The sequence below is a fragment of the Burkholderia sp. BE17 genome, assembly GCF_009362305.1.
GTDB classification, from domain to species: Bacteria; Pseudomonadota; Gammaproteobacteria; order Burkholderiales; family Burkholderiaceae; genus Burkholderia; species Burkholderia pyrrocinia_C.
This window is the reverse complement of sequence record NZ_WHNU01000021.1, coordinates 23,996-49,657: the sequence shown is the minus strand read 5'-3', so window position 1 is coordinate 49,657 and position 25,662 is coordinate 23,996. Positions and strand designations below refer to the sequence as shown.

At 67.9% G+C, this 25,662-nt stretch carries 24 protein-coding genes; 6 read left to right on the top strand and 18 right to left on the bottom strand.

All coding sequences use genetic code 11. From position 1 onward, the window contains the following. Window positions 1-327: 327 nt before the first annotated feature. A complete protein-coding gene (locus GD429_RS19205) occupies window positions 328-2,670 on the bottom strand; it encodes an NADP-dependent malic enzyme (RefSeq protein ID WP_321574719.1) in 2,343 nt (780 codons plus the stop codon). Window positions 2,671-2,805: 135 nt separating this feature from the next. Between GD429_RS19205 and thiL the strand changes: the two genes are divergently transcribed. The 3 genes from thiL to GD429_RS19190 are packed head-to-tail and all read left to right on the top strand — an operon-like array spanning window position 2,806 to window position 4,875. Further along, on the top strand, window positions 2,806-3,804 hold the full coding sequence (gene thiL / locus GD429_RS19200; RefSeq protein WP_111015331.1) for a thiamine-phosphate kinase: 999 nt from the start codon (window positions 2,806-2,808) through the stop codon (window positions 3,802-3,804). After that, entirely contained in the window at window positions 3,794-4,345 is a 552-nt protein-coding gene (locus tag GD429_RS19195) for a phosphatidylglycerophosphatase A (RefSeq protein ID WP_152858993.1), read from the top strand. The genes thiL and GD429_RS19195 overlap by 11 nt, the downstream gene beginning before the upstream one ends. A 29-nt stretch (window positions 4,346-4,374) precedes the next feature. Further along, window positions 4,375-4,875, top strand: coding sequence for a CinA family protein (locus tag GD429_RS19190; protein ID WP_034182697.1), 501 nt, complete (start codon window positions 4,375-4,377; stop codon window positions 4,873-4,875). Window positions 4,876-4,981: 106 nt separating this feature from the next. On the opposite strand, the gene pyrF is transcribed toward GD429_RS19190, so the two are convergent. From pyrF to mpl, 17 genes are all read right to left on the bottom strand, one after another. Further along, on the bottom strand, window positions 4,982-5,824 hold the full coding sequence (gene pyrF, locus GD429_RS19185) for an orotidine-5'-phosphate decarboxylase (protein WP_152858991.1): 843 nt from the start codon (window positions 5,822-5,824) through the stop codon (window positions 4,982-4,984). Between the two features lie 39 nt (window positions 5,825-5,863). After that, complete coding sequence (locus GD429_RS19180) at window positions 5,864-6,925, bottom strand: aldose 1-epimerase (protein ID WP_152858989.1); 1,062 nt, start codon at window positions 6,923-6,925, stop codon at window positions 5,864-5,866. 50 nt (window positions 6,926-6,975) lie between these two features. Further along, window positions 6,976-7,782: an SDR family NAD(P)-dependent oxidoreductase gene (locus GD429_RS19175; RefSeq protein WP_152858987.1), complete on the bottom strand. Its 807-nt coding sequence runs from the start codon at window positions 7,780-7,782 to the stop codon at window positions 6,976-6,978. 25 nt (window positions 7,783-7,807) lie between these two features. Then, a complete protein-coding gene (araH, locus tag GD429_RS19170) occupies window positions 7,808-8,824 on the bottom strand; it encodes an L-arabinose ABC transporter permease AraH (RefSeq protein WP_152858985.1) in 1,017 nt (338 codons plus the stop codon). Between the two features lie 70 nt (window positions 8,825-8,894). Next, window positions 8,895-10,406: an L-arabinose ABC transporter ATP-binding protein AraG gene (araG, locus tag GD429_RS19165; RefSeq protein WP_321574716.1), complete on the bottom strand. Its 1,512-nt coding sequence runs from the start codon at window positions 10,404-10,406 to the stop codon at window positions 8,895-8,897. Between the two features lie 67 nt (window positions 10,407-10,473). After that, window positions 10,474-11,469 carry an arabinose ABC transporter substrate-binding protein gene (locus GD429_RS19160; RefSeq protein ID WP_152858983.1) on the bottom strand — a complete coding sequence of 332 codons (996 nt, stop codon included), beginning with the start codon at window positions 11,467-11,469 and terminating at the stop codon, window positions 10,474-10,476. 102 nt (window positions 11,470-11,571) lie between these two features. Beyond that, window positions 11,572-12,351 (bottom strand): SDR family oxidoreductase, encoded by a 780-nt coding sequence (locus GD429_RS19155; RefSeq protein ID WP_152859113.1) that lies wholly within the window; start codon window positions 12,349-12,351, stop codon window positions 11,572-11,574. Beyond that, window positions 12,351-13,028, bottom strand: coding sequence for a 2-dehydro-3-deoxy-6-phosphogalactonate aldolase (locus GD429_RS19150; RefSeq protein ID WP_152858981.1), 678 nt, complete (start codon window positions 13,026-13,028; stop codon window positions 12,351-12,353). Before GD429_RS19150 ends, GD429_RS19155 begins: the two co-directional genes overlap by 1 nt. A gap of 23 nt (window positions 13,029-13,051) precedes the next feature. After that, the gene (locus GD429_RS19145) at window positions 13,052-14,077 is read right to left on the bottom strand and encodes a 2-dehydro-3-deoxygalactonokinase (protein WP_152858979.1); all 1,026 of its coding nucleotides are present in this window, start codon (window positions 14,075-14,077) and stop codon (window positions 13,052-13,054) included. Then, window positions 14,074-14,973, bottom strand: coding sequence for an IclR family transcriptional regulator (locus GD429_RS19140; protein WP_152858977.1), 900 nt, complete (start codon window positions 14,971-14,973; stop codon window positions 14,074-14,076). The genes GD429_RS19145 and GD429_RS19140 overlap by 4 nt, the downstream gene beginning before the upstream one ends. A gap of 349 nt (window positions 14,974-15,322) precedes the next feature. Then, complete coding sequence (locus GD429_RS19130) at window positions 15,323-15,721, bottom strand: EF-hand domain-containing protein (RefSeq protein WP_152858975.1); 399 nt, start codon at window positions 15,719-15,721, stop codon at window positions 15,323-15,325. Window positions 15,722-15,799: 78 nt separating this feature from the next. After that, complete coding sequence (locus tag GD429_RS19125) at window positions 15,800-17,410, bottom strand: S10 family peptidase (protein WP_152858973.1); 1,611 nt, start codon at window positions 17,408-17,410, stop codon at window positions 15,800-15,802. Between the two features lie 426 nt (window positions 17,411-17,836). Continuing rightward, a complete protein-coding gene (gene mtgA, locus GD429_RS19120; protein ID WP_258282493.1) occupies window positions 17,837-18,574 on the bottom strand; it encodes a monofunctional biosynthetic peptidoglycan transglycosylase in 738 nt (245 codons plus the stop codon). 14 nt (window positions 18,575-18,588) lie between these two features. Further along, a complete protein-coding gene (gene aroE / locus GD429_RS19115; RefSeq protein ID WP_152858971.1) occupies window positions 18,589-19,455 on the bottom strand; it encodes a shikimate dehydrogenase in 867 nt (288 codons plus the stop codon). Then, window positions 19,452-21,539: an RNB domain-containing ribonuclease gene (locus GD429_RS19110; protein ID WP_321574714.1), complete on the bottom strand. Its 2,088-nt coding sequence runs from the start codon at window positions 21,537-21,539 to the stop codon at window positions 19,452-19,454. Before GD429_RS19110 ends, aroE begins: the two co-directional genes overlap by 4 nt. 80 nt (window positions 21,540-21,619) lie before the next feature. Beyond that, the gene (locus GD429_RS19105; protein ID WP_258282496.1) at window positions 21,620-22,189 is read right to left on the bottom strand and encodes a YqiA/YcfP family alpha/beta fold hydrolase; all 570 of its coding nucleotides are present in this window, start codon (window positions 22,187-22,189) and stop codon (window positions 21,620-21,622) included. Continuing rightward, window positions 22,186-23,682: a UDP-N-acetylmuramate:L-alanyl-gamma-D-glutamyl-meso-diaminopimelate ligase gene (gene mpl / locus GD429_RS19100; protein WP_374955218.1), complete on the bottom strand. Its 1,497-nt coding sequence runs from the start codon at window positions 23,680-23,682 to the stop codon at window positions 22,186-22,188. The genes GD429_RS19105 and mpl overlap by 4 nt, the downstream gene beginning before the upstream one ends. 124 nt (window positions 23,683-23,806) lie before the next feature. On the opposite strand from mpl, the gene GD429_RS19095 reads away from it, so the two are divergent. From GD429_RS19095 to aroQ, 3 genes are all read left to right on the top strand, one after another. After that, window positions 23,807-24,451, top strand: a complete 645-nt coding sequence (locus GD429_RS19095; protein WP_152858969.1) for a UDP-N-acetylmuramate--alanine ligase — start codon at window positions 23,807-23,809, stop codon at window positions 24,449-24,451. Window positions 24,452-24,458: 7 nt separating this feature from the next. Beyond that, window positions 24,459-25,010 carry a TlpA family protein disulfide reductase gene (locus GD429_RS19090; protein WP_152858967.1) on the top strand — a complete coding sequence of 184 codons (552 nt, stop codon included), beginning with the start codon at window positions 24,459-24,461 and terminating at the stop codon, window positions 25,008-25,010. 194 nt (window positions 25,011-25,204) lie between these two features. Further along, complete coding sequence (gene aroQ, locus GD429_RS19085; protein ID WP_011350880.1) at window positions 25,205-25,657, top strand: type II 3-dehydroquinate dehydratase; 453 nt, start codon at window positions 25,205-25,207, stop codon at window positions 25,655-25,657. Window positions 25,658-25,662 lie beyond the last annotated feature (5 nt).

Here is a 25,662-nt window from a genome sequence, read left to right as displayed (position 1 = left end):
TAGCGTAGCGTTATTGGCCGCGCGAATCAATGTCCGTTTGGGAATCGAAAGCCCGACAACCCGCGGATTTGCGTATTTCTTACCGAATTCACTCTACATTTATCTTACATAGGATAAAATACGTCCGGCATCTCTCGTCTGGCAAGACCTGCCTCCTTGCCACGCTCGCTACCCGGAGTGGAGAGAGATGCTGCTGTTGCTTGAGGGAAGCGCGTTTGCGCCCTGCCCGGCGGCGTGCCCATTGCGGGCACGCCTCTTTTTGCTTTTGTTTACAATTTCGCCCGACGCGCCACACCGGTTCGACCGGCCTGGCGCGTTCGTTTTTGCTCAGCGCGTGGCGTTCACGTCGGCGACCAGCAGTGCCGCCATGTTGACGATGCGGCGAACGGTCGCCGATTCGGTCAGCACATGCACCGGCTGGGCAGCGCCCAGCAGGATCGGCCCGATCGCGATGTTGTTGCCGGCAGCCGTCTTCAGCAGGTTGTAAGCGATGTTCGCGGCGTCGATGTTCGGCAGGATCAGCAGGTTCGCGTCGCCTTCCAGCGTCGATTCCGGCAGGATTTCCTTGCGCAGCGCGGCGTCGAGCGCGACGTCGCCGTGCATCTCGCCGTCGACCTTCAGCTCCGGTGCGGTTTCGTGCAGGATCGCGAGCGTATCGCGCATCTTCTGCGCCGAAGGTGCGTTGCTCGTGCCGAAATTGGAGTGCGACAGCAGCGCGACCTTCGGCTCGATGCCGAAGCGGCGCACTTCTTCCGCGGCCATGATCGTGATCTCGGCCAGTTGCTCCGGGGTCGGATCAACGTTCACGTGCGTGTCGACCAGGAAGATCTGGCGGCCCGGCAGCACGAGGCCGTTCATCGCCGCATAGACGCTGCAGCCGGGGCGCTTGCCGATCACCTGATCGATGAAGTGCAGGTGGCGGTGCGTGGTGCTGATCGTGCCGCAGATCATCCCGTCCGCCTCGCCGCGCTTCACCAGCATCGCGCCGATCAGCGTCGTGCGGCGGCGCATCTCGACGCGCGCGAGCTGCTCGCTGATGCCCTTGCGCGCCATCAGCTTGTGGTACGACTGCCAGAAGTCGCGGTAGCGCTCGTCGTGCTCGGTGTTGACGACCGTGAAGTCGACGCCCGGGTTCAGGCGCAGGCCGTAGCGCTGGATACGGTGCTCGATCACCGACGGACGGCCGATCAGGATCGGTTTCGCGAGTTTTTCGTCGACGATGATCTGAACGGCGCGCAACACGCGCTCTTCTTCGCCTTCCGCGAACACCACGCGCTTCTTCTCTTCAGGCGCCGCGCGCGCGATCTGGAAGATCGGCTTCATCGTCGTGCCGCTGTGATACACGAACTGCTGCAGATGGACGCGGTACGCCTCCATGTCCTCGATCGGGCGCGTCGCGACGCCGCCATCCATCGCGGCCTGCGCGACGGCCGGTGCGATCTTCACGATCAGGCGCGGATCGAACGGCTTCGGAATCAGGTATTCGGGCCCGAACGACAGGTCCTGGATGCCGTACGCGGTCGCGACGATGTCGCTCTGCTCGTGCTGCGCGAGCTCGGCGATCGCGTTGACTGCCGCGATTTCCATTTCTCGCGTGATCGTCGTCGCGCCGACGTCGAGCGCGCCGCGGAAGATGAACGGGAAGCACAGGACGTTGTTGACCTGGTTCGGGTAGTCGGTGCGGCCGGTCGCGAGAATCGCGTCGGGGCGCACTTCGAGCGCGAGCTCCGGCAGGATTTCAGGCGTCGGGTTCGCGAGCGCGAGGATCAGCGGGCGCTCGGCCATGCCCTTCACCATCTCCTGCTTCAGCACGCCCGCGGCCGACAGGCCGAGGAAGATGTCCGCGCCGTCGATCACTTCGGCCAGCGTCCGTGCTTCGGTTTCGCGTGCGAAACGCTCCTTGTCCGGGTCCATCAGCTCGGTGCGGCCCTTGTAGACCACGCCGGCCAGGTCGGTCACCGTGATGTTCTCGAGCGGCAGGCCGATGTCGACCAGCAGGTCGAGACACGCGAGCGCGGCCGCGCCCGCGCCGGACGCGACGAGCTTCACCTTCTTGATGTCCTTGCCGACGACCTTCAGGCCGTTCGTGACGGCCGCGGCCACGACGATCGCGGTGCCGTGCTGGTCGTCGTGGAACACCGGGATCTTCATCCGCTTGCGCGCTTCGCGCTCGACGATGAAGCAGTCCGGCGCCTTGATATCTTCCAGGTTGATCCCGCCGAAGGTCGGCTCCAGCGCGGCGATCACGTCGACGAGCTTGTGCGGGTCCGACTCGTTCAGCTCGATGTCGAACACGTCGATGCCGGCGAACTTCTTGAACAGCACGGCCTTGCCTTCCATCACCGGCTTCGACGCGAGCGGGCCGATGTTGCCGAGACCGAGCACCGCCGTGCCGTTCGTGACGACGCCGACCAGGTTGCTGCGCGCGGTGAAACGCGCGGCGTTGAGCGGGTTCTCGACGATCTCCTCGCACGCATACGCCACGCCCGGCGAATACGCGAGCGCGAGGTCGCGCTGGTTGATCATCTGCTTGGTCGGGGCGATCGCGATCTTCCCCGGAGTCGGGAATTCGTGATAATCGAGCGCGGCTTCGCGGAGCTTGGCTTTGGAAGAAGCTTGGGTGGACATGTGTCTCGTGACGTGCGGATTAGAATAACTGTTCGACGGCATTGTAGCGCCAATCGAAGGCCGCCAGACCGGCGATTCGGGTGCAACAGCCGCGACAAAAATGTACCGAACGGTGCAGGAACGCCGCCGTTCGCCTCGTACAATGCCGTTCCCTGAACCGTATCGGATCCACCCGCCGTGCCAGCCGCCCTCTCCGAGTTTTCGCTGATCGATCGCTTCTTCGCGCGCCGCGCGGCACAGGGCGCACGCGCGTCGACGCTCGGCATCGGCGACGATTGCGCGCTGATCGCGCCTCGATCCGGGAAATTGCTGGCCATTTCGACGGACATGCTGGTCGAAGGCCGCCACTTCTTCCCCGACGTCGCCCCCGACGCGCTCGGCCACAAGACGCTCGCGGTCAACCTGTCCGACCTCGCGGCGATGGGCGCCGAGCCGCGCGCATTCACGCTCGCGTGCGCGCTGCCGCGTGCCGACGCGGCGTGGCTCGAGGCGTTCAGCAACGGGCTGTTCGCGCTCGCCGAGCGGTTCGGCTGCGAGCTGATCGGCGGCGACACGACGAGCGGGCCGCTGAACCTGTGCGTGACCGTATTCGGCGAAGTTGCGCCCGACGCGGCGCTGCGGCGCGATGCCGCGCGCGACGGCGACGACGTCTGGGTATCCGGCACGCTCGGCGACGCGCGCGCCGGCCTCGGCGTCGCACGCGGCGAATGGGCGGCCGGCGCGAACGAGGCCGCCGCGTTCCGGCGCGCGCTCGAGCGCCCCGAGCCGCGCATCGCGCTCGGCCTCGCGCTCGCGGGCGTCGCGCACGCGGCGCTCGACATCTCGGACGGCCTCGCCGGCGACCTGCAGCACATCCTGACGCGCTCGAACGTGCGCGCCGAGATCGACGCCGATGCGGTGCCGCGCTCGGCCGCGCTCGCGACGCTGCCGCCCGACGTGCAGCGCCGCTGCACGCTGGCGGGCGGCGACGACTACGAGCTGTGCTTCACGGCCCCGGCCGCGGCCCGCGCGGCGGTCGAAGCGGCCGGCGCGACGGCCGGCGTGCCGGTCACGCGAATCGGTACAATACGCGCGTTGTCCGCGCCGTCGGAGCGGCCCGCGATCGCGTGGCGCGACGCCGCCGGCGCGCCCCTGGCTCTCACGTTGCACGGCTTCGACCACTTCCATGCAGACTGACCCGATGCCCGAGCACGCCGCGGCCGAACCCGGCGCCGCACCGAACCAGCACGCGCCGAAGCGCGCGAGCGCGCGCTTCATGCTGTCGCACCCGGCGCACCTCGTGTCGTTCGGCTTCGGCAGCGGGCTCGCGCCGATCATGCCCGGCACGTTCGGTTCGCTGTTCGGCTGGCTCACGTTCGTCGTGCTGAGCCGCTACCTGACGGTGCCCGAATGGTGGGCGCTGATCGCGGCCGGCTTCGTGGCGGGCACGTGGATCACCGGTTTCACCGCGAGGAAGATGGGCACGTCCGATCCTGGCGCCGTCGTCTGGGACGAGATCGTCGCGATCTGGCTCGTGATGCTGTTCGTCACGCCCGCGACCTTCGTCGGCCAGTTGTGGGCGTTCGTCGCGTTCCGCTTCTTCGACATGCTCAAGCCGCCGCCGATCCGCTATTTCGACCGCCGCCTGAAAGGCGGGCTCGGCATCATGGCCGACGACCTGGTCGCCGCGTTCATGACGCTGCTCGTGATCGCCCTGTGGCGCTCCGTCGTCGGCTGACCGATTTCCCGACTCCCGTTTCCCGACGCATGCCAACCGATTCCGTCGTCCACCAGCTTGCGATCCGCGCAGGCAACAAGCTGCGTGACGAGCACCTGACGCTCGCCACCGCCGAATCCTGCACCGGCGGCATGATCGCCGCGGCGATCACCGACATCTCCGGCAGCAGCCAGTGGTTCGAGCGCGGCTTCGTCACGTATTCGAACCAGGCCAAGATCGACATGATCGGCGTGCCGCCCGACCTGATCGACAAGCACGGCGCCGTCAGCGAGCCCGTCGCGCGCGCGATGGCCGAAGGCGCGCTGCGCAACAGCCGCGCGCAGGTCGCGCTGTCCGTCACGGGCATCGCGGGCCCGGCGGGCGGCAGCGAGAAAAAGCCGGTCGGCACCGTGTCGTTCGGCTGGAGCAACCGGCTCCATACCGACGTCGAGACGCTCGTGTTCAAGGGCGACCGCGAACAGATCCGCACGCAGGCGGCCGTGCATGCGCTGCGCGGGCTCTTGAAGCTGCTCGACGAGCGCGAAGGCTGACCCCGGGCAGGCAGAAGAAACGGGAAAGTTGCGCGGGAACGCGGCACGGACCCGCCTGCGCGGGCCGGCCGGAAAGTCGGCCGCCCGAACGGGCGGCCGGAGCGTTTCAGCGATGCGCGTTGATCGTATCGCGGGTCTTCTGCGCGGCGAGCGCCGCGGCTTCGGCGAAATCCTCGCCGTTGCTCGCGTACAGGATCGCGCGCGACGAGTTGATCATCATGCCCGTACCGTCGGCCGTGCGGCCGGCGTTGACGGTCGCCTGCACGTCGCCGCCCTGCGCGCCGATGCCGGGGATCAGCAGCGGCATGTCGCCGACGATCCCGCGCACGATCTCGATTTCCTTCGGGAACGTCGCGCCGACCACGAGGCCGAGCTGGCCGTTCTTCGCGTTCCACTTGTTCGCCGCGAGATCCGCGACGACCTGGTACAGCGGCCGCCCCGGATGGCCGGCCCCGCCCGTTTCCAGGAACTGCAGGTCCGAGCCGCCCGGGTTCGACGTACGGCACAGCACGATCACGCCCTTGCCTTCGTGCTCGAAGTACGGCTCGACCGAGTCGTAGCCCATGTACGGGTTCACCGTGACCGCGTCCGCGCGATAGCGCTCGAACGCTTCGCGCGCGTACTGCTCGGCCGTGCTGCCGATGTCGCCGCGCTTCGCGTCGAGGATCACAGGCAGGCCCGGATGCTGAAGGTGGATGTGCGCGATCAGCCGTTCGAGCTGGTCTTCCGCGCGATGCGCGGCGAAGTAGGCGATCTGCGGCTTGAACGCGCTCGCGTACTGCGCGGTCGCGTCGACGATCTGCCGGCAGAATTCGAAGATCGCGTCGGGCTGGCCGTCGAACTGCACGGGAAAGCGCGACGGCTCGGGATCGAGGCCGACACACAGCAGCGAATTCGTACGCTGCCACGCGGCGCGCAGCGATTCGATGAAAGTAAGCGGGGAAGACATGGCAGGTACTCGCGGCAAACCGTTGGTAGACCGCGTATTTTACCCGCGTCGCCGGCGTCCCTCGCGTGTTGCCGCATTGCCGCGCGCATCGGCGCGCTCGACGGTGAACGCGAAACGCCTCGTGAGCCGCTCGCCCGGCGCGAGCAGCGTCATCCCGTGCGCGGCCGCGCCGCCCGGCAGGTTCACCGCATTGATCGGATGATCGACCGGCTCGAAGCAGAAGAAATCCTCGCCGGGCGGCGTATAGAGCACGTACGCGTCGGCGTCGGCCGCGACGGTCAGCGACAGCCCGCGGCGCGGCCAGTGCACCGTCGCGTGGCCGCCCCAGCCGGTGAACGCGTGATTGACGAGCGCGGCCGGCAGCGGATACGCGACGCCGAACTGCCAGGCCGGCGGCACGCTCACGTGCCGCACCGGCAGGAAATCGGCGCCCGACAGCCACAGCCCGCCGGCCGCCGCGGCCAGTTCGGTCACCGCGTCGCGCACCAGGAACGGATGCACGCCGAGCCCGAACGGCAGCCGGGCGCGCCCCGCGTTCTCGATCGTCAGCGCGATCGACAGCGTCGTGTCGTCGAGTTCGAACGACTGGATCGCGCGGAACGCATAAGGCGCGCCGCTCGCACGATCGAGCGACAACTGCAGCGTCGTGTCGGTCGCATCGTCCACCTGCCACGGCGCGAGCCAGCCGTCGCCGTGGATCGGCAGCAGCTCGTCGCGGCGGTTGCGCGGCACCGCGACGCTGCGCCCGTCGCATTCGAAGCGCGCGCCGCCGATCCGGTTCGAGTAAGGCAGCAGCGGATAACACGCGAGCTCGTTCGGGTCCGTCGCCGTCTCCGGATGCTCGCAGCGGCGGAACACCGGCACCAGCGCACCGTTGTCGCCGCGCCAGTCGAAGCGTGCGATGCCGCCGCCCAGGTGCGGCAGCACGTCGAGCCGCAGCGACGCATTCGACAGCGAGACAGCCGCCGCATGCGCGGCGCCCACGCCCTGCGCGAATACGGCCGTCTGCGGGCCCGGGCTGACCGGCTGCGCGGCGGCGGCCAGGCGGGCGCGGCGCGACTGGCTCGTGGACGACGATGCGCGCGAGGACGTGGCGGTCATGATGAGCTCCTTTCCTTCGTCGAAGAAACGATGCAGGTCGGTATGAACGGTCAGGCCCAGCCGCCGTCGACGATCACGTCCTGCGCGGTGATCATCCGGCTGTCGTCGGCCGCGAGGAACAGCGCCATCCGCGCGAGATCGGCCGGCAGCAGTTCGGCATCGAGGCACTGGCCGGCCTTGATCGCCGCACGGCCCGCGTCGTCGAGCCACAGCCGGCGCTGCTTGTCGGTCAGCACCCAGCCGGGCACCAGCGAATTCACGCGGATGCCGAACGGGCCGAGGTCGCGCGCGAGGCCGCGCGTCAGGCCCTGCACGGCCGCCTTCGCCATCACGTAGACGGGATAACCGCCGTTTTTCAGCATCCAGCTGATCGAGCCGAGATTGACGATCGCGCCGCCGCCCTGCTGCTTCATGTCGTCGATCACCGCCTGCGCGGCGAAGAACTGGTGGCGCAGGTTCACCGCGATGCCCGCGTCGAACGATTCGGGCGTCACGTCGCCGATCGAATGGCGCGTGTCGTTCGCCGCGTTGTTCACGAGCACCGCGATCGCGCCGATGCGCGCGCGGATCGCGTCGATCGCATGGCGCAGCGCATCGATGTCGGTCAGGTCGCACTGGATGAACAGCGGCGCATGACGTGCGTGCGCGAGGCTTTCCGCCAGCGCGGCGCCGGCGGCCGCATCGAGGTCGACGAACGCGACGCGCGCGCCCTGCTGCACGAAGTGCTCGACGAACGACGCGCCGATGCCGGTCGCGCCGCCCGTGATCAGCACCGCGCGATCCTCGAGGCTCGGGTAGCGTGCATAGCGCGCATGGCTCGCGGCGTGCGGGTCGTGCGCGGAAGTGTCGATGGTCATGCGGGTTCGTCTCCGTGAAATCAGGTCAGTCGCGTACGCCGCGGTTCTTCAGCTGGTCGAGCAGCACGGCCGCGAGCAGGATCGCGCCGCGCACCAGGTACTGGTAGAACGCGTCGATGTTCAGCAGGTTCATCACGTTCTCGACGGTGCCCATGATCAGCACGCCGATCACGACGCCCGAGATCGTCGCACGGCCGCCCATCAGCGACACGCCGCCGAGCACGCACGCGGAGATCACGTTCAGCTCGAAGCCCTGCGCGGCGTTCGGCTGGCCCGACGTGATGCGCGACGCGAGGATCACGCCCGCGAGCGCGGTCACCGCGCCCTGGATCAGGAAGATGTACACGCGCGTGCGTTCGACGTTGATCCCCGCGAGCCGCGACGCCTCGGGGTTGCCGCCGATCGCGAGCGTGTTGCGGCCGTACACGGTCTGGTTCAGCAGCACGCCGAACGCGATGAAGCACAGCAGCGTGACCCAGATCGGCAGCGATACGCCGAACAGCGTGAGCCCGCCGAGCGCGATGAACGTATCCGACGACACGCCGACCGCCTGCCCCTTCGACACGATGAAGCCGAGCCCGCGCACGATCTCCATCGTCGCGAGCGTCGTGATCAGCGCGTTGATGCGCAGGTACGCGATCACCGCGCCGTTCACGAAGCCGATCGCGGCGCCGGCCGCGACCGCCGCGACGATCGCGACGAACGTGTTGTCGGTCGCGTTCAGCACCATCGCGCACAGCACGCCCGAGAACGCGACGGTCGAGCCGATCGACAGGTCGAAGTCGCGCGACGCGAGACAGAACATCATCGTGCACGCGACCATGCCGATCTGCGAGATCGACAGCGCGAGGCCGAGCATGTTGTCGATCGAGAAGAAGTGATCGACCGTCAGCGACATCGTGATGAACATCACCGCGAAGATCGCGATGAGGCTGTACTCGGTGAGGTGCTGCCACCACTTCTGCCGGTCGCTTTGCTGTGGAACCAGCGCGTCGGCCGACTGCTTCACGGCTGCGCCGGCGAGGTTTTCCCTGACTTGCATGATTGTGTCTCCTGCTCCTGCATCGCGCGGCCCACGCCGCGCCTGGTCGATTCGAATGTCGTGCGCCGCGTCAGGCCGCCTGGGCGGCGCTCGTCTGCGGCAGCGCGAGGTTCAGCACCGCGTGCTCGTTCGCCTGTTCGCGCGGCAGCTCGCCCGCGATCCGGCCTTCGCGCATCACGACGATGCGATCGGACACGCCGAGCACTTCCGGCAGCTCCGACGACACCATCACGATCGCGCAGCCGCGCTCGGCGAGCCGGTAGATCACGTCGTAGATCTCGTGCTTCGCGCCGACGTCGATCCCGCGCGTCGGCTCGTCGAGGATCACGACCTTCAGGTCGGGCTCCGCGAGCCAGCGCGACAGGATCGCCTTCTGCTGGTTGCCGCCGGACAGGAAGCGGATCTTCTGCCGCCGGTTCGGCGTCTTGATCTTCAGCCGCTGGATGAAGCGGTCGGCCGTTTCGCTTTCGGTCTTGCGGTCGATGAACAGCCCCGCGCGCAGCGAATGGCGGCGGCAGCTGATGTTGATGTTCTCCGCGACCGACGCGATCGCGATGATCCCTTCTTCCTTGCGGTCCTCGGGGCACAGCACGATGCCGTGGCGAATCGCGTCGCCGGTGCGCTTCACGTCGATGCGCGCGCCGTCGAGCGTCAGCACGCCCGCGCGCCGGCGGTCCGCGCCGTACACGAGCCGCATCAGTTCGCTGCGGCCCGCTCCGACCAGCCCGAAGAAACCGACGATCTCGCCCGCGCGCACCGAGAAGCTCGCGGGTTCGCGCAGCGCCGGGCCGTCGACGCCTTCGGCGGAAAACCGCACGTCGCCGAGCGCGCGCGGCGCGTAATGGTAGATGTCCGAAATCTCGCGCCCGACCATCTCGGCGACGAGCCGCTCGCGCGGCACGTCGGCGAGCGCATCGTGCGACGCGATCTTGCGCCCGTCGCGGAAGATCGTGCACGCATCGCACAGCCGGTAGATCTCGTCCATCCGGTGCGAGATGTAGATCAGCGCGCGGCCCTGCGCGCGCAGGTCGTCGACGAGCTTGAACAGCACCTCGGTCTCGCGATGCGACAGCGAGCTCGTCGGCTCGTCGAGCGCGATCACGCGCGCATTGCGCATCAGCGCCTTGCAGATCTCGACCATCTGCCGCTGAGCGATCGACAGCCGCCCGAGCTTCGCGTCGGGATCGAGATCGACGCCCATCGCGGCGAGCCGCTCGCGCACGTAGCGCTTCGCCTCGCGCTTTTTCACCCAGCCGAACGCGTTCGGCAGGCGGCCGAGCAGCAGGTTTTCCGCGACCGTCAGGTCGGGTACGTACTGCAGCTCCTGGTGAATCACCGCGATGCCGGCCGCGATCGACGCCGCCGCACTCGCGAACTGCATGGGCTGGCCGTCGACCAGCACGCTGCCCGCATCGGGCTGGTATTCGCCGCCGAGAATCTTCAGCAGCGTCGACTTGCCCGCGCCGTTCTCGCCCATCAGGCCATGCACCTCGCCCGCATGCACGTCGAACGAGATGCCGTCGAGTGCGCGCACGCCGGGAAATACCTTGCCGATATTGTCAAAACGCAGTGCCGCTGACACGTCGTCTCCCCACTTCCTGTTCCATCGACCGCCGGCCGCCGCATTGCCGCGGCAGCCGGCGGGCCGCTTACTTCGACGCGAGCCCCATCTCCTCGCGCACCTTCGACACGTTGTCGCGCGTCGCGAGCATCCCCGTCGTCAGCGTCAGCGCCGGCGGTGCCTTGCCCTGCGTGATCCACGTGTACATCAGGTCCGAGGTTTCCTCGCCGTGGCGCTTCGGGCTGATGATCACGGTGCCGTAGAAGCCCGTCGGCTGCGGCTTCTTGAACTCGTTCAGCGCCGAATCGGAACCGCCGATGCCGATGCCGATCATGTTGTCCGCCTTGAAGCCGCGCCCTTCGGCCGCGCGCACCGCGCCAAGCACGGCCTCGTCGTTCAGGCCGTACGCGACCCAGTGCTTGAACTGCGGGTTCTTCGTCAGCGCGATGTTCGCCGCGTTGAATGCGTTCTCGGTGTCGGTCTTCGCCTGCGGAGCCGCGATCACGTTCGCCTTCGGAAAGCCGGCGGCCACCAGCGCGTCGGTCGCGCCGCTCGTGCGGTCGTGCGCGGTCGGCAGCTGCTCGTAGGTGATGTCGATCGCGCCGACCTCCTTCACGTTCCAGCCGCGCTTCTTGATCTCGGCCGCGATGCCGTCGCCGACCTGCTTGCCGATGTTGTACGCGGAGATCCCCATGTGCGGCACCGCTTCGATCGGCTTGCCCGCGCCGTCGACGAGGCGGTCGTCGACCGTCATCATCTTCAGGTTGTGCGACTTCGCCTTCGCGACGATGCCCGGCCCGAGCTTCACGTCGGGCGTGCAGATGATGAAGCCCTGCACCTTCTGCGCCGACAGGTTGTCGATCGCGCTCATCACCTTCTCGCCCGACGGCGCGCCGATCTTCACGAGCGTGAAGCCCTTGTCCTTCGCGGCCATCTCGGCGAACTTCCACTCGTCCTGGAACCACGGCTCTTCCGGCTGCTTCACCAGAAAGCCGATCTTGACCGGGTCGGCCGCGTGCGCAACCGGGCTACCCATCACCACCGCGGCTGCCGCGGCCAGCGTTACGAACGTTCTGCGTTTCATCTCCAGTGTCTCCTTGTTTTCATCGAACAGGATGTAGCCGCTTGTTGGTTTCGACGCAGCGTGCGCGCGGCCGTCGCACGTGCGGTCTTTCGAATCGTTGCGTCAGTCGTGGTACAGCGCCGCACGCCCGCCGTCGACGGTGATGCACGCGGCATTGATGAACGGCGCCTCGTCGGACGCCAGGAACACGGCCGTCATCGCGACCTCGTCGGGCCGGCCGATCCGCTTCATCGGCTGCAGCGCGAGCGTCTCGGCGCGCGCGGCGGCCGGATCGGGCTGCGCGTCCCACCAGTCGCGCGTGAGCTGCGTCTCGATGTAGCCCGGCGCGATCGCGTTCACGCGCACGTTGCGCGCCGCGTATTCGATGCCGAGCGCGCGCGTGAGCCCCAGCACGCCGTGTTTCGCGACCGGGTACGGAAAGCAGCCCGGGATGATCCGGAACGCATGCGTCGACGCGATGTTCACGATGCTGCCGCGGCCGCGCTCGACCATGCCTTCCAGCGCCGCGCGGCAGCCGTGCCACACGCCGTCGAGATCGACCGCGAAGCAACGGCGCCAGTCGTCGTCGGTCATCGTCAGCGGATCGGCGAACACGTTGATGCCCGCGTTGTTCACCAGCACGTCGAGCGGGCCGAATGCCGCTTCGGTCTGCGCGAGCGCATCGCGCACCGCCTCCTGCCGTGCGACGTCCGCCTGCAGCGGCAGCACGCGCGCGCCGTCGAATTCGCGTGCAATCGCGGCGGCCGTGTGCTGCGCCTGCGGGAAGTCGAGATCGACGAGCGCGACGGCGGCGCCCTCGCGAACGAACGCGCGGGCGATCGCGGCGCCGATGCCCCGGCCCGCGCCCGTCACCATCGCGACCTTGCCCGCGAGGCGGCCCATCATGCCGCTCCGCCGCGCGCGACGCGCAGGCCGGCCTGGAACGCGCGTGCGTTCGCCGCCGTCGTGTCGGCCGACTGGCCGGGCCGGTAAAGCGCCGAGCCGAGCCCGAAGCCGTTCGCGCCGGCGCTGAGGAACGGCTCCATGTTGTCGGGCGAAATTCCGCCGACCGGAATCAGCGGCACCGCGCGGTCGATCACCGCGCGCCATGCCTTCACGACCGTCACGCCGAGCTGCTCGGCCGGGAACATCTTCAACACGTCGGCGCCGTTCGCGAGCGCCGCGAACGCTTCGGTCGGCGTCGCGACGCCCGGTGCGCTCGCGAGGCCGCGCTCGCGTGCACGCCGTATCACGGCCGCGTCGCTGTGCGGCATCACGATCAGCGCGCCGCCCGCGTCCTGCACGCGGTCGACATACTCGGCACGCAGCACGGTGCCCGCGCCGACGATCGCATCGCCGGGCAACGCGCGCCGCAGCTTTGCGATGCTGTCGAACGGATCCGGCGAGTTGAGCGGTACCTCGACGATCCGGAAACCGGCTTCGTACAGCGCATGCCCGTGATCGGCCGCGTCGGCGGGCGTGATCCCGCGCAGGATCGCGATCAGCGGGCACGCATCGAACGCGCGCATCAATGCGGCGTGAGGTGCGTACGACGCGGGCAACGTAAGGTCGGACGGCATGACTGGGTTCCTCTGCAATCGGTTCATTGGTCGGCCAGGACAGGCTCGCCGTCCGCGCGCACGAGCCCGGCGCGCGACGCGATCCGCCACAGGCCGCGCTCGGTCGCATGCGCGACGACCCGCGCGTGCGTGTGGCCGAATACGTGGAGCGCATCGATGTAGCGCGCACACAAGCCGTCGGCGCCGATCAGCAGCAGCGGCTGGTCCGCGAGCGCGATGCCGCGCTCCGCGAGCATCGCGTCGAGCGCATTGAGTTCATGGCCGATCAGCAGGCCGGACAGGTAGTCGCCCTGCGCGTCGGGCGCGAGCCGGTCGGTCAGGCCGAGCGTGCGCGTGCTGAAAATCGTCGCGAGCAATCCCGTGCGCTGCGCGCCGCGCGCGACCGACACGCCGTGCACGAACGCCGCGCGATCGGGCAACGCGCCCGCGCGCATCGTGCGGCCGAGAATCGTGTGGTCGCGCAGCGCCGCGAACAGCTCGCCCGTCATGAAGGTCTGGAAGCGCTCGATCAGCCCGTCCTTGACCCACGCCCATTTGGCATGCGTACCCGGCAAACCGATCAGTACCCCTGAACGATCTGCATCAAGCGTGGGATCGCTCGCGAGCGCGCCGAATATCTGCGTTTCTTCGCCGCGCATCACGTCGGGCAATTCGCCCGTCGCGATCACGCCCGGCACGATCGATACCGTCGCGCCGCGCGACGTCGTCACCGTGATGAGGCCCGCGACGAGCGCGTCGGCGCCGGCCGGCACCGCGACGTACGGCGCCTCGCGCCAGCCCTGTGCGCTGCCGACCATCCCGGCGGCGAGCACCGGCAGGCCGGGCGTGCGGTCGAGCCAGTCGCCGCATGCTTCCTCGAACACCGCGTCGAACGCGCGCGCGCCGCCGCCCGGCACGTGCATGACGCCCGCCGCACGGCTGCGCGTGTCGATGAGCGCGCCGTGCGCGTCGTACAGATACGCGCGCAGCGACGTCGTGCCCCAGTCGAGCGCGATCAGCGACGGGGGGGCGGAGCGTGCATCCGGATCGGTCCGGGTCGAAGTCGTCATCGTTTGATCCTGCGGGTACCCTGCGGCGGGCTCCAGCCCAGTTCCGCGGAAATGGCTCGCGCTTCGCGCTGCACGAGCGGAATCAGTTCGTCCATCCGGTCGTGCGGCATGTACGGAATCGTGCTCGCGACCGACACGGCCGCGACGATCGCGCCCGATGCGTCGCGGATCGGCGCGGCCACGCAGCGGATCGACGCCTCGTTCTCCTCGAGGTCGAACGTATAACCGCCGGCCGCGTAATGGGCCATGCGCTGCAGGAACGCGCTCGTCCCCGGCCGGTTGTCGGGCTTGAAATTGACGCCGGCCAGCGCGCGCCGCGCGGCCTCGAACAGCGAGCGCCACAGGTCGGGATCGAGGTCGAGCATCATCGCCTTGCCGATGCCCGTCGATGCGAGCGGCATCCGGTGGCCGACGCGCGAGCGCATCTCGAGGCCGCGCGTACCGGGAATCTTGTCGATGTACAGCACGTCGTCGCCGTCGCGCACGCCGAGGTGAATCGTGTCGAGCGTCGCTTCCGCGAGCGCTTCGAGATGCGGACGCGCCACTGCGGTGAGCGGCATCTGCTCGAGCGCGATCGTACCGAGCTCGATCAGCTTCGGGCCGAGCAGGTAGCCGCCCTGCACCTGGCGCAGGTAGCGCGCCTGCACGAGGCTGCTGACGAGGCGGTGCGTCGTGCTGCGTGTCGTACCGAGCGCGGCGCCGATCGCGCGCATGTCGCGCGCGCCGTTCGCGATCGCCTCGAGGATCGCGAGACCGCGCAGCAGCGTCTGCGTGCCGGCCTGCTGTGCGGCGAGATCGAGCGGCGTGCTGGTCACGCCGATGCTGTCGGTCAGCGACCCATCGTCCGGCGTCGCGCGCCGGGCATCGAGGGCAAGGGATACGGGCATCTTGGTCATGGGGCGGGCTTCTTCAACGGAATCGGTGAAGCCGCTCGCGCGGCGCCGGAACTGCGTCCGGTGCTGCGGCGTGGCGGCGGTCGATGCACCGAATAAGGCGCCCGGCGAACTTCATGGAATGTGTCTCCGTGTGCGTCGGGCGCCGCGCGATGCGTGGGTCCGAAGCTGTCGATGTGCTTCGGATTGTAGGAGCGCACGCACTCGTCTCCAATATTTGAATGCGTTGTCCAGATAATGAGAATTCAGACGAGGTACGCTGCACGCGCGACGCGACGGCCGCGCCATGTGCTCGGGGGCGGAACCCGCCGCTCAGCAGGTTCCGCCCCCGTTTGTTCACAACGCGCCGCGCTTACTGCTGGCTCGTGCTGCGTGCCTGCATGTAGCGCTGCACGTCGGCGAACGACACGCGGCCGCTGCCGCCCGAATCGATCTGCCGGAAGTGGTTCGCGACATAACCGAGGCCGGCCGCGCGCGCCTGCGCCTCGGTGATCGAACCCGTGCTCTGCGTGTCGGCCGTGTCGAACTGCCGCGCGAGCTTGCGCACCACCTGCGCATGCAGCGCGGCGCCCGTCGTCTGCGTGCCGGCGGTCGGCTTGCGCGCGGCCGGCGGCACGTACGGATCGCCGAGTTGCGCCTGGCGCGCGCGCGCCGGTGCTGCGGCGTCGCTCGCCTGTGCGAACGCGGATACGGATGCTGCAGCGGCGGCGCAAACGAGCGCGGCGGCAACGACGATGAAACGATTCTTCATATCAGGCTCCAGTCTGGAATGAGGTCGTCGACGGCTGGCGAGGCGCCGTCGGGGGCGCCTCGCCTGCCCGGCGCAGCATCAGTGCGCGGCCGCGTTGTAGAAGGTCACGAGGTCGGCTTTCTCCTGCGGACGCGACGTATCGTCGAGATAGACCATGTGTCCGCCCTGATAGTCCTTGATCGTCAGGTTCGGTTGCGTCCCGAGCCGCGCGAGGTCGAGCTCGGTCTGGTAGAACGGCGTCGCAATGTCGTGATACCCGTTCAGCGACAGCACCTTCAACGACGGATTCAACGTCAGCGCCGCGGCCAGATCGGGGATCGTGTCGGGCATCGCGAGGCCGTCGTGCGTCCAGTCCCACGTGTTGATCGCATTGCTGCTCAACGAGTAGGCCGACTGCGCGGTGTACTTCAGCTCGTTCGGCAGATAGCTGCCGATCGTGTCGGTGAACGGCTTCGTGATGAACGAGCTCGACGGATCGCCGTCCGCCGCGAGCGGGCTCGACACCGGCACGTTCACGCGCGCGTCGTAGCGGCCGATCAGCGTGCCCGGGATCAGCGACAGCTGGAAGCTGTTGTCGAAGAAGGTCGGGATCACGTTGAAGTTCGCGTTCCACAGCGCCTGCTTCACGCCGGTCGAGCTCGCCATCGTCGTGACGAGACTCGGCGGCGGCGGCGTATGGCTCGCCAGGTACGCGTTCACCGCGGGCACGTAGCTGCCGGCCGTCAGCTGGCGCATCTGGTCCGCATACTGCGGCAGGTTCGACGGATTCGGATTGTCGAGCTGGTAATACGCGCCGACGGTGCCGTAGGACGGCACGAAGCCCGCGCAGCTCACCGGGCTCGAGCCGTTGTTCGAGTTGCCGACATAGTCGCTCGCCATGTCGCAGTTCGTGTTGTAGTTCAGGATCGACGACTGCAGCACGAGGCCGGTGAGCTTCACGCCGGCCGTCTCGAGCAGGTTCGCGAGCACGTCGGTGCGCGGCGTGCCGTACGACTCGCCGAACAGGTATTTCGGCGAATCGTTGCGCTGGTTCACGGCCAGGTAGCGTGTCACGAAATCGCGGAACGCGCCGCCGTCCTGGTCGACGCCCCAGAACGTCTGGTTCGTGTTCGGCGCGATCGCTTCGGAAAAGCCGGTGCCGATCGCATCGACGAACACGAGGTCGGTCGTGTCGAGCAGGCTTTCCTGGTTGTCGACGAACGGGAACGTCGACGCGTTCGCGTTCGGGTCGCCGGTCTGGACCCGCCGCGGGCCGAACGAGCCGAGGTGCAGCCACACCGATGCCGAGCCGGGGCCGCCGTTGTACAGGAACGTGACGGGCCGCTTCGCCGCGCTCTGGTTGTCGGCCGTGTAGGCGACATAGAAGAACGACGCTTCGGGCGCGCCCGTCTGCGGATTGCGCGCGACGAGGTGGCCGGCCGTGGCCGTGTAGCGGATCGTCTTGCCGTTCAGCGTGATCTGGTGATGTGTGACGGCGGCCTTTTCAACCGCGGCGGATGCGTCGAGCGACGCGTTCGCGCTCGACGAATAACTGTTCGGATCGTTGTACGCCCTGTCCACCTGACTGGCGGGATCGGCTGAGCTGTCGGCGCTCGCAGCAGCGGACGATGTCACGTCGTCGTTGCAGGCCGTCAGAATCAGCGAAGAAAAAACCACCCCCAACAACAGCTTCGCTTTGCTCGCTGGCATCGTTGCTTTCCTTCTCTCGGATGTTTTTTGTGTCGAGCAGCCGGATAAGCCGCCCCCCGCCTCGATTGCGGCCGATAAGCCGAGGCGCTGGCCAATATACGCGAGCACATCGGCTTTGAAAAATTTGGAAATATTTGGCCGGCGACCGGTGCGGCGCACACCTTTCAGGAATGCTTCGATTCACGAAACGTTGCATTTCACGCTGCTTTCAACGCCTTTCGCGTTTACCCGGGAATGCTAAAAAACTGCGGAATTCGTGCCATATCGGCAAACAAAATCGCGCGATCACCGGCATTGCTCAGCAAAGCGAAATAGATGAATTCGTCTAAAGGATGCGGCCCGAAATGCGCGCGACACGAATGCGCTGCAGTGCACAAGCGGCGCATCGGCGGCGAAACGGGCAATACGACGGCGCGAGCGCGCCGTTCACTCCGATTGCGGAAGCTCGGCCGCGCCCATCCGGCGGGCGATGATCGCCGCGCGCTGGGCCTGGTAGGCCGAGCCGCGATGCGCGTCGAACCAGCGCGGCTTCGGCAGCATCACCGCGAGACGCGCCGACTGCCACGCACCGAGCCGGCTCGCGGGAATCCTGTAGTAATAGCGCGCGGCCGCTTCGGCGCCGTACACGCCTCGGCCCCATTCGACGGAATTCAGGTAGATCTCGAAGATCCGTTCCTTGTCGAGCACCGTTTCGAGCATCCACGTGATGATGAGCTCCTGCCCCTTGCGGATATAGCTCTTCTCGCGCGACAGGAACAGGTTGCGCGCGAGCTGCTGCGTGATCGTCGAACCGCCCGCGACAATGCGGCCGCGCGCCTTGTTCTTCTCCCACGCCTGCAAGATCGCGTCGACGTCGTAGCCGTTGTTGGTCGCGAAGGTGGAGTCTTCGGATGCGATCAGCGCGCGCTTCAGGTTGCGCGAGATCTGGTCGTACGGCACCCACTGGTGCTGGATCCGCGCAGGCGGCGTGTCGCGCGACAGCCACCATGCGTCGGTGCGCATGAATGCGGTCGAGCCGGGGTTCACGAACGACCACAGCGCGATCTGCGCGAGGTAGAACAACTGCGTCGCGAGCCACGCGCCCGCGAACACCGCCCCCGCATAGACGACCCAGCGGGCCGGGCTCACCGTCCGCGTGCGCTGCGTGCCGCTTACCGCCACCACGTGCCGCGCTCCGTTCAGCTCGCCGCGAGCGCCTGGCGCAGCGCGGCAAGCACCGGTGCACCGTCCGGCCGCACGCCGCGCCAGATGAAGAACGATTCGGCCGCCTGCTCGACGAGCATCCCGAGCCCGTCGGCAGTGCGTGCGCCGAGCGATGCCGCATGCTGCATGAACACGGTCGGCTGCGCGCCGTACATCATGTCGTACGCCAGCGTGCCCGCGCCGAATGCGGCCGCGTCGCACTCCGGCAGCGCGGCGTCGAGGCTGCCGGCCGTCGCATTGACGATCACGTCGTACGGCTCCGCGCGCACCACGCCGGGGCCGCCGCCCGCGAGCGTGCAGCCCGCATCGTGCGCGGCCTGCATGAACTGGCCGACGAGCGCCTCGGCCTTGCTTGCGGTGCGGTTCACGATCGTGATCGACAGCGGCGCGCGCTCGAGCAGCGGCAGCACGACGCCGCGCGCGGCGCCGCCCGCGCCGAGCAGCAGGATGCGTGCGCCCGCGAGCGACACGCCGAGATTCGTTTCGATGTCGCGCACGAGGCCGACGCCATCGGTGTTGTCGCCGTAGATGCTTCCGTCGGCATCGATGCGCAGCGTGTTCACCGCGCCCGCTGCCGCCGCGCGCGGCGACAGCGTGTCGGCAAGCGCATGCGCTTCGAGCTTGAACGGCACCGTCACGTTCGCACCGCGACCGCCTTCGGCGACGAACGCGCGCACGGCCGCTTCGAAGCCGTCGACCGGCGCGAGCCGGTGCGCGTACTCGATCGCCTCGCCGGTCTGCGCAGCGAACTGCGCGTGGATGAACGGCGACTTGCTGTGCGCCACCGGGTTGCCGAACACTACGTAGCGGTCAGCCCCGCTCGTCGACGCAACCGCGTTCATGATGCGCGCCCCTCTTCGCTGTCGTTGCCGCTCGCGGCTTCGCCGCCCTCACCTGCCGCCGCGCCGTCCGCTTCGGCCAGCGCTTCCGCCTCGGTTTCGGCCGAAGCGTCTTCCGCATCGATCAGCGTGTCGTCGCCGCCTTCGGCGTCATCCTCTTCCTCGGCCGCATCGCCGCTGGTCACGGTCGGCGCGTCGAGCACGTTCAGCAGCCGCACCGATGCCTCGATCGTCAGCTCGTCGAGCGACATCACGTCGAGCAGCACGCGCGTGCCGCGCGCGTGCACGCCGAGCCCCGGCACGTGCAGCAGCAGCGGAATTTCCTCGAGGCGCACGAGATCGCCCTTCACGACGCTCGCGACGACCTGCTTCTTCTGCTCCTGCGCGAGCCAGCGCAGGCACCAGAAATATTCCATCCGGCGCTGGTAGTCGGCATACGCGGTGTAGGTGTCGTCGAAGCCCTGCACGACCGCGTACAGGTCGGCGTCCTTCGGCTTGAACGGCGCGGCGAGCTTGGCGGTGACGCCATGCTGCACGCATGCGAGCAATTGCCACTGGTTCACGAGGTCGACGTAGCGGCGCAGCGGCGACGTGCTCCATGCGTACTGCGGCACGCCGAGGCCTTCGTGCGGCGCGGCCGTCGTCTGCATCCGCGTGCGCTTCGGGCCCGGCGCGCCGAAGCCGCGCTGCGAGCGGTAGATGCCGGGCACCGTGTGGTCGTGCAGGAACGCGCCCCAGGTCGAGTTCGCGAGGATCGCGAGCTCCGACACGATCAGGTCGAGCGGCGAACCGCGGCGGCGTGGCGTGATCGACACGTGCTCGCCGTCGACGTAGAAATTGTAGTCGGTGTTGCGCTGCACTTCGCGCTTCAGGCCGTAGCCCGCGCGCGCGAGCTGCCGCTTTTCGAACAGCGCCTGCGCGAGCGGCCACAGCACGGCGATGTCGTCCTTGTGCGGGTAGTCGCCGGTGCCGGCCGCGAGCGTCTCTTCGTTGACGAGCTCGTCCAGCGTGTTGTGACGCAGGTTGTTCTTCACGAACACGAGTTCGGCGCGCGTCTCGTTCGCGACGATGTCCTGCGTTTCGCGGTTGACGATGATGTACAGCGACAGCGCCGGGCGGTAATCGCCCTCCTTCAGCGTGAACACGTCGACGACATCGTCCGGCAGCATCGTGATCTTGTCGCCCGGCATGTAGACGGTCGACAGGCGCGTGCGCGCGATCGCGTCGACCGCGTCGCCGCGCACGATGCCGAGCGCCGGCGCCGCGATGTGCACGCCGATCCGCACGCGGCCGTCGGACAGGTGTTCGACCGAGAACGCGTCGTCGATTTCGGTCGTCGTGATGTCGTCGATCGAGAACGCCTCGACGTTCGCGCGCGGCAGGTCGTCCGGCAGCGCGCCGACCGCGACAGGCGGAAAGCCCGTGCCGTGCGGGAAGAATTCCGCGAGGAAACGCGCCTCGTGCAGCGCACGCGGCGACGCGATGCCGCCGCAGTCGAGCATCAGCCGCGCCGGCGACACGCCGCGCGCGCCGGCCGCCGCTTCCATCGCCTTGTATTCGATCGCGTTCTTGTCCGGCCGCGTCAGCAGCCCGAGCACCTTGCCCGCGAACGCTTCCGGCAGCTTGCCGGCCTTCAGTTCCTCTTCATACTGCACCTGGACCAGCGCCTGCTGGCGCTTGCGCTCGAGCGACGCGAGCGCCATCTTGAGCTGCTCTTCCGGCGCGCGCTGGTACTGGCCGCGCCCCTTGCGGCGGAAGTAGACGGGCGAGCCGTGCAGCCGCAGCACCAGCGCCGCGCGCTCGACCGGGCCGTACGCCGCGCCGAAGTACTCCTCGGCCAGCGACGTATACGCGAACTCGTCGGCCGGCGCGCATTCCCACAGGAAATCCAGATCGATCTGCTGCGCGGCCGTATCGGCCTCCTGCATCAGTTCGCCCGCGGCCGGCTTGTCGAATTCGATCAGCACGTCTTTCGCGCGCACCTTCGCACGCCGCCCGCCGGGCAACTCGACCTGAAATGCGTCGCCCTGGCGCGACAGCACGCTGCCCGCCTTGAAACTGCCCGATTCCTCGAAGAAAACGTTCACTCAATACTCTCGTTCAGACTGCCGGGCGCCGCGTCGGCGGCGCCGCATGATGATGGGGATTCGATCGGCACGTGGCCGGTTTATCGCGCTTTTCCGTCGCAAAACGCGAGAACGTCGTCGACATAGTCGGCAAATTCGCTGATGCCGTGATCGCTGCCTTCGATCACGTGCGTTTTCGCGCCGGGGTAATGGGCCAGCATCTCGCGGTAGTCGAGCACTTCGTCGCCGGTCGCCGCGAACAGATAGTAGCGTTCGGCACGCGTGATCGCCGGCACGCGCAGCGCATCGAGCTCGTGTAGGTGATGGCGCTCGACGACGATTGTGCCGCCGCCGTGCCACAGCGGCTGTTCGCCCAGATGCTGCTCGAGATCGCGCTGCGGCACGATGGCCGGATTCAGCAGCACGGCCTTCCAGCCGTGCTTTTCGGCCAGCCACGTGGCGTAGTAGCCGCCGAGCGAGCTGCCGATGACGGTCACGTCGCGCGCACCGGCAACCTCGGCTTCCGCGACGGCGATCGCGTCGAGCGGCGACACGGACAGCGACGGGCAACGCCACTCGGCCGTACGGCCGAGTTCGGCCATGCGCGCGGCGAGCAGCCTCGACTTCTGCGATTCCGGCGACGACCGGAAGCCGTGCAGATACAGGATCACGTGCGGCTCCCGAGCGCATCGAGCAGCTTCTGGTGCACGCCGCCGAAGCCGCCGTTGCTCATCACGAGCACGTGGTCGCCCGGGCGCGCGGCCTCGGTGACGGCCTTCACCAGCAGGTGCAGATCGTCGAACGCGCGCGCCTTGTCGCCGAGCGGCGCGAGCGCCTCGCCGAGATTCCAGCCGAGCGCGTCGCGCCCGGTCGGCGCGCCGTAGCCGAACACGAGATCGGCATCGGCCAGGCTCGCGGGCAATTGCGCCTTCATCACGCCCAGCTTCATCGTGTTCGAGCGCGGCTCGAGTACCGCGAGGATGCGGGCATTCCGGCTACCGATGCGCGCACGAAGGCCGGCGATCGTGGTTTCGATTGCGGTCGGATGGTGCGCGAAGTCGTCGTAGACGGTCACGCCGTCCACGCTGCCGCGCACTTCCATGCGGCGCTTGACGTTGCGGAACGCTGCGAGGGAGGCTGCGGCCTGCGCGGGCGGCACGCCGACGTGGCGCGCGGCGGCGATCGCCGCGAGCGCGTTCATCCGGTTGTGATCGCCCTGCACCTGCCACGCGACTTCGCCGACGCGCTCCGCGTGCGAATACACGGCAAAGCGCTCGTCGACCGGCACGCCGTCCTCGGCCGGCAGCGCCTGCCAGCCGCCGTCGACGCCGAACCGCTCGACCTCGCTCCAGCAGCCGCGCGCCAGCACGCGCTCGAGCGCGTCCGAGCGGCCGTTCGTGACGATCCGGCCGACACCGGGCACGGTGCGCACGAGGTGATGGAATTGCGTTTCGATCGCGGCGAGATCCGGGAAGATGTCGGCGTGATCGAATTCAAGGTTGTTCAGCACCGCGGTGCGCGGCCGGTAGTGGACGAACTTCGAGCGCTTGTCGAAGAACGCCGTATCGTATTCGTCGGCCTCGATCACGAAGAAGCTCGAATCGGTGAGCCGCGCCGACACCCCGAAGTTCAGCGGCACGCCGCCGATCAGGAAACCCGGGTTCAGGCCCGCGTCTTCCAGCAGCCACGCGAGCATCGACGACGTGGTCGTCTTGCCGTGCGTGCCCGCGACCGCGAGCACCCATTTGCCGGCCAGTACGTGCTCGCCGAGCCACTGCGGACCCGACACGTACGGCAGGCCGCGATCGAGGATCGCCTCCATCAGCGGATTGCCGCGCGTGACGACGTTGCCGATCACGAACAGGTCCGGTTTCAGGTCGATCTGTTCGGCGCCGTAGCCCTCGATCAGCGTGATGCCCTGCGCCTCGAGCTGCGTGCTCATCGGCGGATAGACGCCCGCGTCGCAACCCGTCACCGTGTGGCCCGCCTCGCGCGCGAGTACGGCGAGACCGCCCATGAAGGTGCCGCAGATGCCAAGAATGTGGATGTGCATAGATGAATGCTTTCGCGCCGCCGGGCGCCGTCGATTCGGAAAAGATGCGTCTGCGGCGCGCCGGACAGGCCGTGCGACCGGCGCTCGTCGCCGCGACACAAAGAGCAGTATTGTAACTGACGGCCTGCCGTGCCCGGCGGCCCGAACGATGCGCGCGAACGCCTCCGGCGCGCCGGGCGGCAGGCCGCCGCACCCGTGATCGGGCGCCGCGGCGATCTAGTATGATTGCCGGATCATGTCTCGCAAACCTCTTGTCGACCCGCGGCGCGTCCGCGAGGAAATCGCCCAGTCAGCCGCCCGCCTGATCGCGGAGGACGGGCTGGACTATGCCGGCGCGAAACGCAAGGCCGCGCGCCAGTTGCTCGGCGATTCGCGCGTTGCCGGCGAATGGCTGCCGGATAACGACCAGATCGAGGAAGAACTGCGCGAGTACCTCGCACTGTTCCAGAGCGACACGCAGCCGGACGAACTGCGCCTGCTGCGCGAGATCGCGCTCGACTGGATGCGCCGGCTCGCCGAATTCCGTCCGTATGTGACGGGCGCGGTGCTGAACGGCACCGCAAACGCACATTCGGACATCCATCTGCAGGCATTCACCGACAACCCGAAGGACGTCGCGATCTGCCTGCTGAACCAGAACATCCAGTACGACGTATCCGAAACACGGCACTTCGCGGGCCGCGGCGACGTCGAGACGCTGAGCTTCCTGTGGCGCCCGCGGCGCGACGTGGACGCGATCGGCATCCACCTCGCGCTCTATGCGAGCGACGACCTGCGCGGCGCGGTCAAGGCCGACTCGCGCGGCCGGGTCGCGCGCGCGGATGCCGCCGCACTGCGCACGCTCGTCGAAGCAGGCAAAGCCCCTTCCGAACCTGAATGATTCAACGATGATGATGAAACGCATGTTGGCGCTCGCGGTGGTCGCCGCCGCCGCCGTCGCCGGCGGGATTACCGCCGGCCATTGGTTCCGCGGCAATGCCGACGACGGCGCCGCCGTCGCCTCGCCCGCCGCAGCGGGCAGCCCGGTCGACCAATTGTGGGCAGCAGCGCTGACGGGTGTCGACGGCAAGCCGGCCACGTTGTCCGCCTTCAAGGGCCAGAAGGTCGTTGTCAATTTCTGGGCGTCATGGTGCGGCCCGTGCGTCGAAGAGATGCCCGAGCTCGTCGCGCTATCGCATCAGTACAAGCAGAAAGACATCCGTTTCATCGGGATCGGCGTCGATTCCGAGCAGAACGTGAAGAACTTTCTGCAGAAGGTAAAGGTCGACTATCCGGTTTTCGTCAGCGGTTATGCGGGTGCGGATCTGGCCCGTAATTTCGGAAATACCGCCGGCGCGTTGCCGTTTACGGTCGTCATCGACGAAACCGGCAAGATTCGCGAGACAAAATTAGGACAAATCCAGCCGTCCGAGCTGAAAAAGACGCTCGACGCGCTGTAACCTGCCCGAACACCGGCCCGCACGTTCGCGGCAATTTGCCCGTCGATCGCCGCAATTTCGCGTGAATTCGCCGATACTTTGCATCCGCACCGGTAATTCTTGCAGGTCCGACGAACTCGGCCGTTCGGCAAAACTAGACAAATTTCTCTAAATAGCGCTAAAGTTCGCGCAATTCCGCAGAAATAGAAGCGACCATGACACGATTGCTGGTGCTGCACGGCCCCAACCTGAACCTTCTCGGCACCCGGGAACCGGAGGTGTACGGCCGCGTCACGCTGGCACAGATCGATCAGGCGCTTGCCGCGCGTGCCCGGGAAGCCGGCGCCGAACTGTCGTCGTTCCAGAGCAACCATGAAGGCGCGCTGGTCGACCGCATCCAGGCCGCGCGGGAGGAACAGACCGATTTCATCCTGATCAATCCGGCCGCGTATACGCACACGAGCGTCGCGATCCGGGACGCGATCGCCGGCGTTGGCATCCCGTTCGTCGAGGTTCACTTGTCGAACGTGCATCGCCGCGAAGCGTTCAGGCACCACTCCTACTTTTCCGACCAGGCCGAAGGCGTGATCTGCGGGCTCGGCTGGAAAGGTTATCTGTACGCGCTCGAGTACGCGCTGGACAAGCTGCAAGGCACGTCGCGCGGCTGAATTCG

What these genes read in the sequence shown, in the direction of transcription:
- GD429_RS19175 (WP_152858987.1), bottom strand. Translation starts at nt 7,782, where the DNA reads ATGACCATCGACACTTCCGCGCACGACCCGCACGCCGCGAGCCATGCG.
- GD429_RS19140 (WP_152858977.1), bottom strand. Translation starts at nt 14,973, where the DNA reads ATGACCAAGATGCCCGTATCCCTTGCCCTCGATGCCCGGCGCGCGACG.
- GD429_RS19155 (WP_152859113.1), bottom strand. Translation starts at nt 12,351, where the DNA reads ATGGGCCGCCTCGCGGGCAAGGTCGCGATGGTGACGGGCGCGGGCCGG.
- GD429_RS19160 (WP_152858983.1), bottom strand. Translation starts at nt 11,469, where the DNA reads ATGAAACGCAGAACGTTCGTAACGCTGGCCGCGGCAGCCGCGGTGGTG.
- GD429_RS19190 (WP_034182697.1), top strand. Translation starts at nt 4,375, where the DNA reads ATGCCAACCGATTCCGTCGTCCACCAGCTTGCGATCCGCGCAGGCAAC.
- aroQ (WP_011350880.1), top strand. Translation starts at nt 25,205, where the DNA reads ATGACACGATTGCTGGTGCTGCACGGCCCCAACCTGAACCTTCTCGGC.
- GD429_RS19130 (WP_152858975.1), bottom strand. Translation starts at nt 15,721, where the DNA reads ATGAAGAATCGTTTCATCGTCGTTGCCGCCGCGCTCGTTTGCGCCGCC.
- GD429_RS19095 (WP_152858969.1), top strand. Translation starts at nt 23,807, where the DNA reads ATGTCTCGCAAACCTCTTGTCGACCCGCGGCGCGTCCGCGAGGAAATC.
- GD429_RS19180 (WP_152858989.1), bottom strand. Translation starts at nt 6,925, where the DNA reads ATGACCGCCACGTCCTCGCGCGCATCGTCGTCCACGAGCCAGTCGCGC.
- GD429_RS19125 (WP_152858973.1), bottom strand. Translation starts at nt 17,410, where the DNA reads ATGCCAGCGAGCAAAGCGAAGCTGTTGTTGGGGGTGGTTTTTTCTTCG.
- aroE (WP_152858971.1), bottom strand. Translation starts at nt 19,455, where the DNA reads ATGAACGCGGTTGCGTCGACGAGCGGGGCTGACCGCTACGTAGTGTTC.
- GD429_RS19150 (WP_152858981.1), bottom strand. Translation starts at nt 13,028, where the DNA reads ATGCCGTCCGACCTTACGTTGCCCGCGTCGTACGCACCTCACGCCGCA.
- pyrF (WP_152858991.1), bottom strand. Translation starts at nt 5,824, where the DNA reads ATGTCTTCCCCGCTTACTTTCATCGAATCGCTGCGCGCCGCGTGGCAG.
- GD429_RS19090 (WP_152858967.1), top strand. Translation starts at nt 24,459, where the DNA reads ATGATGATGAAACGCATGTTGGCGCTCGCGGTGGTCGCCGCCGCCGCC.
- araH (WP_152858985.1), bottom strand. Translation starts at nt 8,824, where the DNA reads ATGCAAGTCAGGGAAAACCTCGCCGGCGCAGCCGTGAAGCAGTCGGCC.
- GD429_RS19145 (WP_152858979.1), bottom strand. Translation starts at nt 14,077, where the DNA reads ATGACGACTTCGACCCGGACCGATCCGGATGCACGCTCCGCCCCCCCG.
- GD429_RS19205 (WP_321574719.1), bottom strand. Translation starts at nt 2,670, where the DNA reads ATGCCGTCGAACAGTTATTCTAATCCGCACGTCACGAGACACATGTCC.
- GD429_RS19195 (WP_152858993.1), top strand. Translation starts at nt 3,794, where the DNA reads ATGCAGACTGACCCGATGCCCGAGCACGCCGCGGCCGAACCCGGCGCC.